Raw genomic sequence first — 12,907 nt, 5'->3', positions numbered from 1 at the left:
GATCAGAAGACCGAGCTGAACTGGTCGATGTTGCTTGCGTCGTAGGTGAACGGATCGGCCATCGCGGCCTCGTTGTTGTCATCCAGCGTGACGCTGCCCATGCGGCCGATGGGGATGGTCGCGCCGGGTTCGGCCTTGGCCTCTCCCTTGGTCAGGTGATAGGCGATCATGGTCGCGGAATAGCCCAGGTCGATCGGGTTCCAGATCGCGAAGGACTTGGACGCGCCCGACTTCACATGGCCCGCCATTTCCGAAGGCAGCCCCAGCCCGGTCACGTTCACCTGCCCGATCTTGCCCGCATCCGTCACCGCCTGCGCTGCGGCCACGATCCCCACCGAGGTCGGCGCGATGATCGCCTTGAGGTTCGGATAGGTCTGCATCAGGCCCTGCGCCTCGCGATAGGACTTGTCGGCCAGGTCGTCGCCATAGACCGTGCCCACGACCTTGACGTCGGGATAGTTGCCGGCGACCTTGTTCATCTCCTCGATCCAGGTGTTCTGGTTGGTCGAGGTGGTGGTGGCCGACAGCACCGCGACCTCTCCGCCTTCGGGCAGGTGGTCGGCGGCCAGCTTGATGATGGTGTTGCCGATCAGCGGCGCGGATGACGGGTTCAGGTTCATCATCCGGCCTTCGGGCGCCACGCCCGAGTCCCAGGAAATCACGGTGATGCCGCGGTCCATGGCCTTTTTCAGCGTCGGCACCAGCGCGTCGGTGTCGTTGGCGCTGACGGCGATGGCGTCCACGCGCTGCGCGATCAGGCTGTTGATCACCTCGATCTGGCCTTCGGCGGTGGTGTCGGTCGGGCCGGTATAGATGATCTCCACGTCGCCCAGTTCCTTGGCCGCTTCCTCGGCGCCCTTGTGGGCGGCCTCGAAGAAGCCGATGCCAAGCGCCTTGACCACCAGCGCGATGCGGGTCGTTTCCGCCTGCGCGGCCCCGGCCATCAGGGCGCTTGCGACGGCGGCCGTCGTCAGGATGTTGCGAAGAATGCTCATGTTTCCTCCCCTATGAGCAGATGCGCCTTTTATTTCCCGGCGCGTTTTCGTCGGTCTGACGCGGACTTGACCACGATCAGCCGGACTTCGGCCGCTTCCAGCATCTGGGCCGCGCCATCCTCGATCCCGTCGTCGGTGATGACGGTGTGGATGCGGGTCAGCGGGCACAGAAGCAGGCTTGATCGTTCACGGAACTTGGAACTGTCGGCCAGCACCACCAGCTCGTCCGCCTGGTCGATCAGCTTCTGTTCTGCCTGCACCAGCAGTGGATCCCCCTCCATCAATCCCAGCGGATTCAGGCCCCGGCAGCCGATGAACATGCGGCGGGCATAGAAATGATTGCTGCCGTCCTCGTCAAAGGGCGACAGGATGATGTTCTGTTCGCGATAGATGGCCCCCGCCGGCACCAGAACGGTGTTCTTGGACTGCTTCAGCAGGTGTTCGGCGATGGGAAAGCTGTTGGTGAAGACCTGCAGCCGCTTGGTCGTCAGCGGGTGGACCATCTGGAAGGTGGTCGTGCCGCCGTTGATGATGATCGCGTCGCCATCGGCGCAGAGATCCACCGCCGCCTGCGCGATGGCGCGCTTCTGCGCGATGTTGATCACCTGATTGACCGCGAAGGGCGGCGCGTTGATGCCGGCATAGACGGGCGGCGCGACGGCCTCGGCCCCGCCGCGCACCCGGCGCAGCTTCTTGGCCAGGTGCAACTGGGCGATGTCGCGGCGCACCGTCGCTTCGGACGCGCCGGTCAGGGCGCAGAGATCCGAGACGGTGACCACCGGCCGCTCTCCCACGGCGGACAGGATGATGCGGTGGCGTTCCGTTTCCAGCATGGCGTTCCCTTTCCCAGCAGCATCCTTTTGGTTCCGCGCAATGTCAATCATGTTTGAGCAAAAGAACGACCACAGGCCGGCCTGATGATCGTGTTTGAATGAAGGTGATTGACCGTGAATGTCGTTGCGCTGTATCTGATGACCCAGCGCGGTTTTCTGCCGCGTTGGGAGGGGACCCATGACCACACGCTTGGCCGCAGACCGCCTGCAAAGCCTTTGGGACGACGCCAGGGCGGCAGGCATGAGCGAGCCTGAAAAGTTGCTCTACCGCTCCAACCTGCTGGGGTCGGACAAGCGGGTGACGAATTACGGGGGCGGCAATACCTCGGCCAAGGTGATGGAAACCGACCCCCTGACCGGCGAACAGGTCGAGGTGCTGTGGGTCAAGGGATCGGGCGGCGATATCGGCTCCATGAACATGGACGGTTTCGCGACCCTCTACATGGACAAGCTGCGCGCCTTGAAGGGCAAGTATCGCGGGGCGGCGCACGAGGACGAGATGGTGGGCTACCTGCCCCATTGCACCTTCGGCCTGAACCCGCGCGCGGCCAGCATCGACACGCCGCTGCACGCCTATGTGCCGCGTGCCCATGTCGATCACGTCCATTCGGATGCAATCATCGCCATCGCGGCCTCGATCAACTCGCGGGATCTGACGCGGCAGATCTTCGGGGACGAGATCGGCTGGCTGCCCTGGAAGAAGCCCGGCTACGAACTGGGCCTGTGGCTGGAGAAGTTCGCCACCGAGAACCCCCGGGCCAAGGGCTGCGTGCTGGCAAGCCACGGGCTGTTCACCTGGGCGGACGATGCCAAGGACTGCTACCTGACGACGCTGGCGATCATCAACAAGGCGGCGGAATGGCTGGGCCGCACCGCCGGCGGCAGGCCCGCCTTCGCGGGCGCCGCCCGCCCCACCCTGTCCCCCGCCGAGCGCCGCGGCATCGCCGCGCGGCTGATGCCGGCGATCCGGGGGCTGATTTCCGGGGACCGCCACAAGGTCGGGCATTTCGACGACCAGCCCGCCGTGCTGGAATTCGTCGGATCGCAGATGCTGGAGGTGCTGGCGCCGCTGGGCACCTCTTGTCCCGACCACTTTCTGCGCACCAAGATTCGTCCGCTGGTCGTCGATTTCGACCCTGCGAACCCGGATCTTGATGCCACCATTGCCGGGCTGGGCAATGCCGTCGCCGCCTATCGTAATGATTACGCTGCTTATCATGATCGCTGCAAGAAGCCCGACAGCCCGGCCTTGCGCGATCCGAATGCAGTTGTTTACCTGGTTCCCGGCGTCGGCATGATCACCTTCGCGCTGGACAAGGCCACCGCCCGCATCTCGGGCGAGTTCTATGTCAACGCGATCAACGTGATGCGCGGCGCAAGCGCCGTCAGCGCCTATCAGGGCCTGCCGGAGCAGGAGGCCTTCGACATCGAGTACTGGCTGCTGGAGGAAGCCAAGCTCCAGCGGATGCCCAAGCCCAAGTCGCTGGCGGGCCGCGTGGCGCTTGTCACGGGCGGCGCGGGCGGCATCGGCGCGGCCACGGCCGAGCGGTTCCTGCGCGAGGGCGCCTGCGTGATGCTGGCCGATATCGACGAAGGCGCGCTGAAGACCGCGCATGACGGGCTGGCCGGCCGGTTCGGCCCTGACGTGGTGCGGTCCGTCCAGATGAATGTCACCGACGAACACCAGGTCGCTCGCGCCTATGCCGAGATGGCGGTCGAGTTCGGCGGCATCGACATCCTGGTGTCGAACGCCGGGATCGCCTCCTCCGCGCCCATAGAGGACACCTCGCTGGCCTTGTGGAACAGGAACATGGATATCCTGTCCACCGGCTATTTCCTTGTCTCGCGCGAGGCGTTCCGCACCTTCCGCACCCAAGGCATCGGCGGGTCGGTGATCTTCGTGGCCTCCAAGAACGGCCTTGCCGCCAGCCCCAACGCCAGCGCCTATTGCACCGCCAAGGCGGCCGAGATCCATCTGGCCCGCTGCCTGGCCCTGGAAGGGGCCGAAGGCGGCATCCGCGTCAATGTGGTCAACCCCGACGCCGTCCTGCGCGGCTCGCGCATCTGGGAAGGCGAATGGCTGGACCAGCGCGCCAGCACCCATGGCACCGACAAGGAGGGGCTGGAGGAGATGTACCGCAAGCGATCGATGCTGAAGCGGTCCGTCCTGCCGGAGGACATCGCCGAGGGCGTCTATTTCTTCGCCTCCGACCTGTCGGCGAAATCGACGGGCAACATCCTCAACGTGGATGCGGGCAACGTCCAGGCGTTCACGAGGTAGGCCATGATCGGCAAGAGCATCATCGAGGCGGAAAACGCCGCCCGCGAAGCCGACCTGGCCGCCGACTACGACGCCCTGGGCGCGCGGCTTGCGCGCCGGGGTATGGATATCGAAGCGCTGACCGCCCGCGCCATGGCTTTCGGCGTCGCCGTCCCCAGCTGGGGCACCGGTACGGGCGGGACGCGCTTTGCCCGCTTTCCGGGGCCGGGCGAGCCCGCGGGCATCATGGACAAGCTGGACGATTGCGCCGTGATCCACGCCCTCACGGCGGCGACCCCAAGGGTCAGCCTGCACATCCCCTGGGACAAGGCCGACCCTGCCCTGCTGGGCGAAAAGGCCGAGGAGGTCGGGCTTGGCTTCGACGCCATGAACTCCAACACCTTCCAGGACCAGCCGGGACAGGCCCGGAGCTACAAGTTCGGATCGCTGTCCCATGCCGACGCGGCCACCCGGCAGCAGGCCATCGAGCATAACCTGGAATGTATCGAGATCGGGCGGGCCATCGGGTCCAAGGCACTGACCGTGTGGATCGGGGACGGCTCGAACTTTCCGGGCCAGACCTCTCTGTCGCGGCAGTTCGACCGCTATCTGGAGTCCATGAAGGCGATCTATGCCGGGCTGCCCCAGGATTGGCGGATCTTTTCCGAACACAAGATCTATGAGCCCGCCTTCTATTCCACCGTGGTGCAGGATTGGGGGACCAGCCTGATGACCGCGCAGGAACTGGGCCCCAAGGCGCAATGCCTGGTGGACCTGGGCCATCATGCGCCCAACGTGAACATCGAGATGATCGTGGCCCGCCTGATCCGCGCGGGCAAGCTGGGCGGCTTCCACTTCAACGACAGCAAGTACGGCGACGACGACCTCGACAGCGGCACCATCGAACCCTTCCGCCTGTTCCTGGTCTTCAACGAACTGGTCGAACTGGAGGACACCCCCGGCCTGGATCTGGCCCACATGATCGACCAAAGCCACAATGTCACCGACCCCATCGAAAGCCTGATCGTCAGCGCCTGCGAAATCCAGCGCGCCTTTGTCCAGGCCAGCCTGGTGGACCGCGCGGCGCTGGACGGCTTCCGGGGGGACAACGACGCGCTGATGGCGGCGGCGACCCTGCGCGCGGCGTTCCGCACCGATGTCGAGCCGGTCCTGCAGATGGCGCGGCTGCGCGCGGGCGCGGCCATCGACCCGGTCGCCGCCTATCGCGCATCGGGCTGGCGGGCGCAGGTCGCGGAAAGCCGCCCGCGGGTGACGGGCGCGGGCGGCGGGATCGTCTGACGGGGCGGCCTTTATCTTCGCACGGTTTCGGGCGACAAGACCCTGACCTGCCGACCCGAAAGGACCACCATGACCTGCGCCTGCGGCCATCACCATCATCCCCGCCACCAGCACGAGGCCAAGGGCACGCCCGTCCCCCTGGCCAAGCCGATGTTCGGACTGACCGGGCGGCTGATCTGCCAGGACGCGGGCCAGATGATGACAGCGCTGTCGCTGCTGCCCGACCACATCCGGCTCAGCCGCGAGGAGCCGGGCTGCCTGCATTTCGACCTTTGGCAGGACGAGGATCCGCTGGTCTGGTACCTGTCGGAACTGTTCGTCGATGCCGATGCCTTTGCCGCCCACGGCCAGCGCACCGCGGCCAGCCCCTGGGGCAGCGAGGGGGCAGCGATCGGCCGCGACTTCCAGCGCCACGACGTGGTCCCGGTCATCCGCCGCGAAACGCGCCAGGATCTGGACGCCATCGACGCCCTGCTGCGCGACGCCTTCGGCGGCGATGACGAAGCGCGGCTGGTGCGCAAGCTGCGCGAGGACGGCGACCTGTCCCTGTCGCTGGTGGCGGATGCCGCAGGCACCATCCTGGGCCACGCCGCCCTGTCGCCGCTGGAAGCCGACCGCCCCGCCCATGCGCTGGCACCGTTGTCCGTCGGGCCCAAGGCGCGGCGGCTTGGCATTGGCGCGGCCCTTGTGCATCAGGCCGTGACCTGGGCCGACACGGCCTCGGTCGTCGTCGTGGGCGCGCCGGCCTATTACGGGCCGCTGGGGTTCAAGCCCGCCGACCTGTCCTCGCCCTATGCGGGACTTGCGATGCAGATGATCGGCGACCTGCCGAAGGGCAGCGCCATCCGCCATGCACCGGCTTTTGTGACGCTGTAGGACCTTGCAGCCTTGCGCCCCGGCCCCGGCTGGTTACATCTGGGGCGCAAGCACGAAAGGATCCCCCATGGCAGGACAACCGACCTTCGACGCCGCTGACGCCGCATCGGGCAGCGACCTTGGCACCCTTCCCGCATGGGATCTGACCGACCTTTATCCCGCGCCGGATTCAGCCGAACTGACCGCCGACATCGCCACCCTGGAAACCGAGGCGCGCGACTTCGCCGCCCGTTACCAGGGCAAGCTGGCCGGCCTGACTGCGCCCGAGATGCTGGCCTGCATCGAGGCCTATCAGCGCATCGACATCACCGCCGGGCGGATCATGTCCTATGCGGGCCTGCGCTATTACCAGAACACGGTGGACGCCGCCCGCGCCAAGATGATGGGCGACCTGCAGGGGCGCATCACCGACATCACCACGCCTCTGGTCTTCTTCAGCCTGGAATTCAACCGCATCCCCGACGAGACCTATGAGGCGGTCTTCGCGGCTGCAGACGGACCCGCACGCTACAAGCCCGTCTTCGACCGGATGCGCGCCATGCGCCCCTACCAGTTGTCGGACGAGCTGGAACAGTTCCTGCACGACGCTTCCGTTGTCGGTGCCGCCGCCTGGAACCGCCTGTTTGACGAAACCACCGCCGCGCTGGAGTTCCAGGTCGGGGCTGAGACGCTGGGCCTGGAGGCCACGCTGAACCTGCTGACCGACCACGACCGTGCGCGGCGCGAGGCCGGCGCCCGCGCGCTGGCCGAGGTCTTCGGCAGACATGTCAAGCTGTTCGCCCGCATCCACAACACGCTGGCCAAGGAAAAGGCCATCGAGGACAAGTGGCGCAAGATGCCCACCCCGCAGACCGGGCGGCACCTGTCGAACCATGTCGAGCCCGAGGTGGTCGAAGCGCTGCGCAATGCCGTCACCGCCGCCTATCCGCGCCTGTCGCATCGCTATTACGCCCTGAAGGCCAGGTGGCTGGGCCTGGACAAGCTGCAGGTCTGGGACCGCAACGCGCCGCTACCGACCGCGCCTGCCCGCACCATCGGCTGGGACGAGGCGCGGCAGACGGTGCTGGATGCCTATGCCGGTTTCTCGCCGCGGCTGGCGGAACTGACCGTGCCCTTCTTCGAGCGTGGCTGGATCGATGCCGCCGTGACGCCGGGCAAGGCACCGGGTGCCTTCGCCCACCCGACGGTGACCACCGTGCATCCCTATGTCTTGCTGAACTATCTGGGCAAGCCGCGCGACGTGATGACCCTGGCGCACGAACTGGGCCACGGGGTGCATCAGCGGCTGGCGGCCGGACAGGGCGAATTGCTGGCCTCGACCCCCCTGACGCTGGCCGAGACAGCCTCGGTCTTCGGAGAGATGCTGACCTTCCGCGCGCTTCTGGCCCGGACCACCGACCCCGTCGAGAAGAAGGCCCTGCTGGCCGGCAAGGTCGAGGACATGATCAACACGGTCGTCCGCCAGATCGCCTTCTACGACTTCGAGTGCAAGCTGCACGCGGCCCGGGCCGAGGGCGAGCTGACCCCCGACGACATCAATGCGCTGTGGATGTCGGTCCAGGCCGAGAGCCTTGGTCCGGTCTTCGAGTTCATGCCGGGATACGAAACCTTCTGGACCTATGTGCCCCATTTCGTGCACTCGCCCTTCTACGTCTATGCCTATGCCTTTGGCGACGGGCTGGTGAACGCGCTTTACGCGACCTACGAGGGCGGGCTGCCGGACTTCCAGCAGAAGTATTTCGACCTGCTGGCGGCGGGCGGATCGAAGCACCACAAGGAATTGCTGGCCCCCTTCGGGCTGGATGCCTCGGATCCGAAGTTCTGGGACAAGGGACTGTCGATGATCGAAGGCTTCATCGACGAGCTTGAGGCCCTGGAAGCCTGAGGCGATGCTGAAGCGGATCCTCGGGGGCGCGGCAGGGCTGGTCGTGCTGGCAGCGGCGGCTTTCCTTGTCTTCGCGCCGGGCTATGTCGAACGGGGGTTGAACCCCGTGCGGCTGCCCGCCGAAGGCTGGCCCGTCGGCGCGCAGGCGCAGGCACTGCATGACCGGCTGGTGATCGGCGACTGGCATTCCGACGCCTTGCTGTGGGACCGCGACATCCTGGACCACGCTAGGCGGGGCCACACGGATGTGCCGCGCCTGGCTGAGGGCAACGTGGCCGTGCAGGTCTTTACCACCGTCACGAAAAGCCCGCGCGGCCAGAACTATGACCAGAACAGCGCAGAGGCCACCGACAACATCACCCCCCTGTTCATGGGACAACTGCGTCCCGTGCGGTCCTGGTTCTCGCTGCGGGAACGGGCGCTGCTGCAGGCCGAGGCGCTGGCGGAGGCTGCCGGAAAAGCGCCCGAGCAGCTGCGGCTGATCCGCACCCGGGGCGACCTGCAAGCTGTCCTGGATGCGCGGGCGGGCGGACAGCGGGTGCTGGGCGCGCTGCTGGGCATGGAGGGCGGGCATCCCCTGGAAGGCGACATTGCCAACCTTGACGTGATGCATGGCGCGGGCTTCCGGCTGATCGGCCTGACGCATTTCTTCGACAACGAACTGGGCGGCAGCCTGCATGGCGAAGGCGGCACCGGCGCGGGACTGTCGGATTTCGGGCGCCAGGTGGTTCAGGACATGATCGGGCGCGGCATGGTGATCGACCTGGCCCACGCCTCGCCCCTGATGGTGCAGGACGTCCTGGAAATCGAGGGCGCGCGCCCGATCCTGTCCCATACCGGTATCCACGGCCATTGCGGCAGCGCGCGGAACCTGGACGACGATCTGGTCCGCCAGATCGCCGCCAAGGGCGGCGTGATCGGCATCGGCTTCTGGTCCGACGTGGTCTGCGGCGGCACCCCCGCCCATATCGCGGAAAGCATCGTCGCCGCCATCCGCCTGGTGGGCGAGGATCACGTCTCGCTCGGCTCGGACTATGACGGTTCGGTCGGCGTGCCCTTTGACGCGGCGCAGCTGTCGGCGCTGACCCAGGCGCTTCTGGACGAGGGCCTGTCCGAGACCCGGATCGCCAAGGTCATGGGCGGCAACATGATCCGTTATTTGTCTGAAACCCTGCCCGAAGGCTGAACCATGAAGCGAACGACCCTGCTGCATTCCGAACTTTCGCACCTGATCGCCGCGATGGGGCATGGCGACCTGCTGGTCATCGGCGATGCCGGGCTGCCGGTTCCCCCCGGCGTGCGCTGCATCGACCTGGCCGTGACGCGCGGCGTGCCGCGCTTTCTCGACGTGCTGGACGCGGTGCTGGCCGAACTGGTCGTGGAACGATCCGCCTGGGCCGGCGAGGCATCCGCCGATCTGGACGGCCAGTTGCGCGCCCGCGACCTGGGTGAGCCCCGCATCGTCGCGCATGATGCCTTCAAGGCGCTCAGCCGCGACGCCCGCGCCATCGTGCGCACCGGCGAATTCACGCCCTATGCCAATGTCGCGCTGTGGTCAGGCGTGGCGTTCTGACCCTGCGGAACCTGCTGCAAGGGACGGCGTTCGGTCGCAGATCATGCAAGTGGAGTGTGGACGGATGCAGAAGACCCTTCTCGGCCTTGGCGCCATTCTCGCAATTCTGACGCTGGCCGGTTGCCAGACCGCGCAGGGCATTGGCCGTGACGTTTCGACCGCGGGCCAGGTGATCCAGCAGGAAAGCGCGGAAGCCGCCTCGGGCATGTAACGACAAAGGCGGCCTTGCGGGGCCGCCTTTGATCGTCAGGATTGTCTGGTCGAAGGATGTTGTCTTGCCGCCGCCTGGATCTTCCTGGCAATCGGCCAGGTCCAGCCGATCTGGCGCGACCGGTTGGGCCGCAGATAGACCCAGTTCAGCAGCGCGGCGGGAACACCCAGGGCCAGGCCGATGATGGCGCCCCAGATGAATGTGGCGGCATTGACATGGCCCATGGCCAGCCCTGCGATCACCACCGCCCCGCCGATACAGGCGACCCAGATATGGATCAGGAACAATCGAAGGTGCATGATCATGCTCCGACATGAATGTGCCGGAGAAAACGTAATGACGGCATCAGCGGTTCCAACACGGGAGGATGCGATGCGACTGATGTTTCTTGTTCCTTTGCTGCTACCGCTGCCGGCGGCGGCCTTTACCGCGCAGAACGGCATGACGGCGGTGCAGACCGGCCCGTCCGAGATCACGGTCATCCACGAGGTGCAGCGCGGCGACACCGACTACTGGTGCGCGGCGGGCGATTTCGCGCAGCGCGTGATGAGGCTGCCGGGCAAGACGCCGATCTGGCGCGCCTCGCCCAAGCCGCGCCGCGGGGGCGAGGGCATCGTCTTCACGCTGGACCCCGCGCGGGCCGCCGAAGGGGCGGGATTGTCGCAGTTTGGGACAGGCGAGCGGGACGGCTCGATCCCGGTCGCAATGGCGGTCGGCAGCTTCTGCCGGAGGTTCGTGCCTTACTGGAGCGATTGAGGGCCCGTTAACCCGATTGCGCGATGATGAGGCATGTCGCGCTATCGCCGCCCTCGCCTGTCCTGTGTTCCGATCTTCTTCACCGTCGCGCTTGCGCAGCGGGGCGGGCGGCTGCTGGTCGATCAGGTCGCACTGTTGCGAGAAGCGGTGGGGGTGACACGGGCGGAACGACCCTTCGGAATCGATGCCTGGGTGGTGCTGCCGGATCACCTGCATTGCATCTGGCGGCTATCCGAGGGGGATTGCCATTATTCGACAGAATGGCGGTTGATCAAGGCGCGGTTCTCTCGCGGTTTGCCAGCGGGACTGTTACGCGGCAGCCATGTGGCGCGGCAGGAACGCGGCATCTGGCAGCGACGGTTCTGGGAACATCATATCCGCGATGACGAGGATCATGCGGCGCATATGCAGTATTGCTGGTTCAATCCGGTGAAACATGGATATGTGGAACGGGCCGAGGATTGGCCGTATTCGTCATTCCACCGCGACAAGGCGGCCGAAAAGGTGGCGTAGGGTGCGTGCTGGCACGCACCATGCAAGAGGAGTGGGCGGAGCATTAGCAGCGCGGACATTAACCAACAGTCAGGTGGTGGCGCAACCCATAGGGTGCGTGTTCACACGCTCAATTGGTGTGGATGGCGAGGAGGTGGTGCGTGCCAGCACGCACCCGACACTTGCTGGCGCTCGGCCGAAGGAGATTACGACTATGGCGTCCGGTGGGGTGGGCCCCCACGCTTGCTAGCGACGGTCCTCACGAAGCTTTGCAAACTCCTTAAGACCAGGATGGACTTTAAATCTAACCGATTGGGGATCCCAGGAAGATGAAACATTATCATATTGAAACATCCAACTAGATCCCCCGTAACCGCTTCTAGATTCATAACCTATGACCGAGAACCTATGTAGAAGTTCTAGGGCATTGTCAGCATCTACTAGTGTTCGCCACCTGACATAAGATACCCGGTTTAAGCTGACTATCGGATGGATCAAACGGCCTTGTGCGAAGCGCTTAGTAACGGTCTGGATCCCGCATAGCTGACGTCGAGCCTTACCTTACGCTGCCAAGAGTGAAGCAGCGATAAACGAGGAATCATCTGTTAGATTGTGAACACTAGATTCATAGAGGATTTTTGAGCTCCATATTCCTTTGTAAATTCGTCCCTTTGAAATACTTCCTTCTCCATAATAGATAGCGTCCGCAATGCATCTTCCCAATCCTCCCAATGGGGCTTTATTTCATCATCAAGCTCCGCCTTCAAGTAAGGAGAATAAATTTCTCGGGCATTTACAATATCTTTATTTGTAAATACAAGCGGCAAATCTTCGATATTCTGCAAAGTATTCCTTGCCTTGGCATCAACTAACTCCTGCTTTCTACGGCGCTTTGCAACTTGCAGACTTGCATTAAGAAACTTGATAACATCTCTTGGACGCTTCATCGTTCTTGCAACAACATGATTCCACTTAGGTTGGCTTCCACGCATTGCCTGATCGTCGATAACATTATTCTAAGAAAAAGAGTTTCCCAACTTTGCGCGAATACGCGCCTCAACCACGTCCTTTAGTGCATCGCTATCCCACTCAATAGCAAATGCTCTAGTCTGAGTGATCTTATTCTTGTCAGAAAACGCAAGGCTGTTCCAAAGATCTTCACGAAGGTGAACAACGATTGAAAAGAGCGCACTCTTTTCAATGAACATTCTTCTTAAATCACGCACAGCGATAATTAGACCTGAAAGCATAGACTTCATAGTTGAGTCTACAATTCGAAGTCCTGCGTCAAGTTCATCAAAATGGATAAACACTTTAGGCAATTTTGCAGACCTGGAAATAACAATACAATGCTCCAAAATAGCATCTGTTAGGGCATTCAACTCAAGGCCAAGCTTTCGATCGTCACTTTCTCTAGCTAGATTGACACCCCCAATACTGTTTCCCAAAACAGAAGGATTCAATGCTATTCCTAGTGTTCGCCACCTGACATAAGATACCCGGTTTAAGCTGACTATCGGATGGATCAAACGGCCTTGTGCGAAGCGCTTAGTAACGGTCTGGATCCCGCATAGCTGACGTCGAGCCTTACCTTACGCTGCCAAGAGTGAAGCAGCGATAAACGAGGAATCATCTGTTAGATTGTGAACACTAGTGTTCTGAATCTGACGCTTGCTACCTGTTCCCGCGGATACCATCGAGTGCATCGAGCGCTCGCCGTTCACGGG

14 protein-coding genes are annotated in these 12,907 nt (G+C 63.7%); 9 read left to right on the top strand and 5 right to left on the bottom strand.

Translation table 11 applies throughout. From position 1 onward, the window contains the following. Positions 1 to 2: 2 nt before the first annotated feature. Both rhaS and OU682_RS16865 read right to left on the bottom strand, forming a co-directional pair. A complete protein-coding gene (rhaS, locus tag OU682_RS16870; RefSeq protein WP_268943356.1) occupies positions 3 to 995 on the bottom strand; it encodes a rhamnose ABC transporter substrate-binding protein in 993 nt (330 codons plus the stop codon). Positions 996 to 1,024: 29 nt separating this feature from the next. Next, positions 1,025 to 1,828, bottom strand: coding sequence for a DeoR/GlpR family DNA-binding transcription regulator (locus tag OU682_RS16865; RefSeq protein ID WP_268943355.1), 804 nt, complete (start codon positions 1,826 to 1,828; stop codon positions 1,025 to 1,027). A 178-nt stretch (positions 1,829 to 2,006) separates the two neighbouring features. Between OU682_RS16865 and OU682_RS16860 the strand changes: the two genes are divergently transcribed. The 7 genes from OU682_RS16860 to OU682_RS16830 all read left to right on the top strand — a co-directional run bounded on the left by OU682_RS16860 (position 2,007) and on the right by OU682_RS16830 (position 9,932). After that, a complete protein-coding gene (locus OU682_RS16860; protein ID WP_268943354.1) occupies positions 2,007 to 4,109 on the top strand; it encodes a bifunctional rhamnulose-1-phosphate aldolase/short-chain dehydrogenase in 2,103 nt (700 codons plus the stop codon). A gap of 3 nt (positions 4,110 to 4,112) precedes the next feature. Further along, complete coding sequence (rhaI, locus tag OU682_RS16855; RefSeq protein WP_268943353.1) at positions 4,113 to 5,387, top strand: L-rhamnose catabolism isomerase; 1,275 nt, start codon at positions 4,113 to 4,115, stop codon at positions 5,385 to 5,387. Positions 5,388 to 5,456: 69 nt separating this feature from the next. Continuing rightward, positions 5,457 to 6,263, top strand: coding sequence for a GNAT family N-acetyltransferase (locus OU682_RS16850; protein WP_268943352.1), 807 nt, complete (start codon positions 5,457 to 5,459; stop codon positions 6,261 to 6,263). A gap of 67 nt (positions 6,264 to 6,330) precedes the next feature. Then, entirely contained in the window at positions 6,331 to 8,148 is a 1,818-nt protein-coding gene (locus OU682_RS16845; protein ID WP_268943351.1) for a M3 family oligoendopeptidase, read from the top strand. Positions 8,149 to 8,152: 4 nt separating this feature from the next. Further along, a complete protein-coding gene (locus tag OU682_RS16840; protein WP_268943350.1) occupies positions 8,153 to 9,334 on the top strand; it encodes a dipeptidase in 1,182 nt (393 codons plus the stop codon). A 3-nt stretch (positions 9,335 to 9,337) separates the two neighbouring features. After that, on the top strand, positions 9,338 to 9,721 hold the full coding sequence (gene rbsD, locus OU682_RS16835) for a D-ribose pyranase (RefSeq protein ID WP_268943349.1): 384 nt from the start codon (positions 9,338 to 9,340) through the stop codon (positions 9,719 to 9,721). 64 nt (positions 9,722 to 9,785) lie between these two features. Next, on the top strand, positions 9,786 to 9,932 hold the full coding sequence (locus OU682_RS16830) for an entericidin EcnAB (RefSeq protein WP_268943348.1): 147 nt from the start codon (positions 9,786 to 9,788) through the stop codon (positions 9,930 to 9,932). A 35-nt stretch (positions 9,933 to 9,967) separates the two neighbouring features. Here OU682_RS16830 and OU682_RS16825 read toward each other — a convergent pair whose 3' ends face one another. Then, positions 9,968 to 10,231 (bottom strand): hypothetical protein, encoded by a 264-nt coding sequence (locus tag OU682_RS16825; protein ID WP_268943347.1) that lies wholly within the window; start codon positions 10,229 to 10,231, stop codon positions 9,968 to 9,970. Positions 10,232 to 10,304: 73 nt separating this feature from the next. On the opposite strand from OU682_RS16825, the gene OU682_RS16820 reads away from it, so the two are divergent. Together OU682_RS16820 and OU682_RS16815 are read left to right on the top strand one after the other, a co-directional pair. Continuing rightward, positions 10,305 to 10,688 carry a hypothetical protein gene (locus OU682_RS16820; RefSeq protein WP_268943346.1) on the top strand — a complete coding sequence of 128 codons (384 nt, stop codon included), beginning with the start codon at positions 10,305 to 10,307 and terminating at the stop codon, positions 10,686 to 10,688. Between the two features lie 33 nt (positions 10,689 to 10,721). Then, a complete protein-coding gene (locus tag OU682_RS16815) occupies positions 10,722 to 11,201 on the top strand; it encodes an REP-associated tyrosine transposase (RefSeq protein WP_268943345.1) in 480 nt (159 codons plus the stop codon). 584 nt (positions 11,202 to 11,785) lie between these two features. Here the strand turns inward: OU682_RS16815 and OU682_RS16810 are convergent. Both OU682_RS16810 and OU682_RS16805 read right to left on the bottom strand, forming a co-directional pair. After that, positions 11,786 to 12,172: a hypothetical protein gene (locus tag OU682_RS16810; RefSeq protein ID WP_268943344.1), complete on the bottom strand. Its 387-nt coding sequence runs from the start codon at positions 12,170 to 12,172 to the stop codon at positions 11,786 to 11,788. A 24-nt stretch (positions 12,173 to 12,196) separates the two neighbouring features. Then, on the bottom strand, positions 12,197 to 12,643 hold the full coding sequence (locus OU682_RS16805; RefSeq protein ID WP_268943343.1) for a hypothetical protein: 447 nt from the start codon (positions 12,641 to 12,643) through the stop codon (positions 12,197 to 12,199). Positions 12,644 to 12,907: the final 264 nt, after the last annotated feature.

This window comes from Paracoccus benzoatiresistens, assembly GCF_026913015.1.
GTDB classification, from domain to species: Bacteria; Pseudomonadota; Alphaproteobacteria; order Rhodobacterales; family Rhodobacteraceae; genus Paracoccus; species Paracoccus benzoatiresistens.
This window is presented reverse-complemented; position numbering and strand designations above follow the sequence as displayed.

Coding starts and splice junctions, on each gene's coding strand:
- OU682_RS16845 (WP_268943351.1), top strand. CDS start 6,331: ATGGCAGGACAACCGACCTTCGACGCCGCTGACGCCGCATCGGGCAGC.
- rhaS (WP_268943356.1), bottom strand. CDS start 995: ATGAGCATTCTTCGCAACATCCTGACGACGGCCGCCGTCGCAAGCGCC.
- rhaI (WP_268943353.1), top strand. CDS start 4,113: ATGATCGGCAAGAGCATCATCGAGGCGGAAAACGCCGCCCGCGAAGCC.
- OU682_RS16825 (WP_268943347.1), bottom strand. CDS start 10,231: ATGCACCTTCGATTGTTCCTGATCCATATCTGGGTCGCCTGTATCGGC.
- OU682_RS16860 (WP_268943354.1), top strand. CDS start 2,007: ATGACCACACGCTTGGCCGCAGACCGCCTGCAAAGCCTTTGGGACGAC.
- OU682_RS16830 (WP_268943348.1), top strand. CDS start 9,786: ATGCAGAAGACCCTTCTCGGCCTTGGCGCCATTCTCGCAATTCTGACG.
- OU682_RS16815 (WP_268943345.1), top strand. CDS start 10,722: ATGTCGCGCTATCGCCGCCCTCGCCTGTCCTGTGTTCCGATCTTCTTC.
- OU682_RS16865 (WP_268943355.1), bottom strand. CDS start 1,828: ATGCTGGAAACGGAACGCCACCGCATCATCCTGTCCGCCGTGGGAGAG.
- OU682_RS16850 (WP_268943352.1), top strand. CDS start 5,457: ATGACCTGCGCCTGCGGCCATCACCATCATCCCCGCCACCAGCACGAG.
- OU682_RS16840 (WP_268943350.1), top strand. CDS start 8,153: ATGCTGAAGCGGATCCTCGGGGGCGCGGCAGGGCTGGTCGTGCTGGCA.
- rbsD (WP_268943349.1), top strand. CDS start 9,338: ATGAAGCGAACGACCCTGCTGCATTCCGAACTTTCGCACCTGATCGCC.
- OU682_RS16810 (WP_268943344.1), bottom strand. CDS start 12,172: ATGCGTGGAAGCCAACCTAAGTGGAATCATGTTGTTGCAAGAACGATG.
- OU682_RS16820 (WP_268943346.1), top strand. CDS start 10,305: ATGCGACTGATGTTTCTTGTTCCTTTGCTGCTACCGCTGCCGGCGGCG.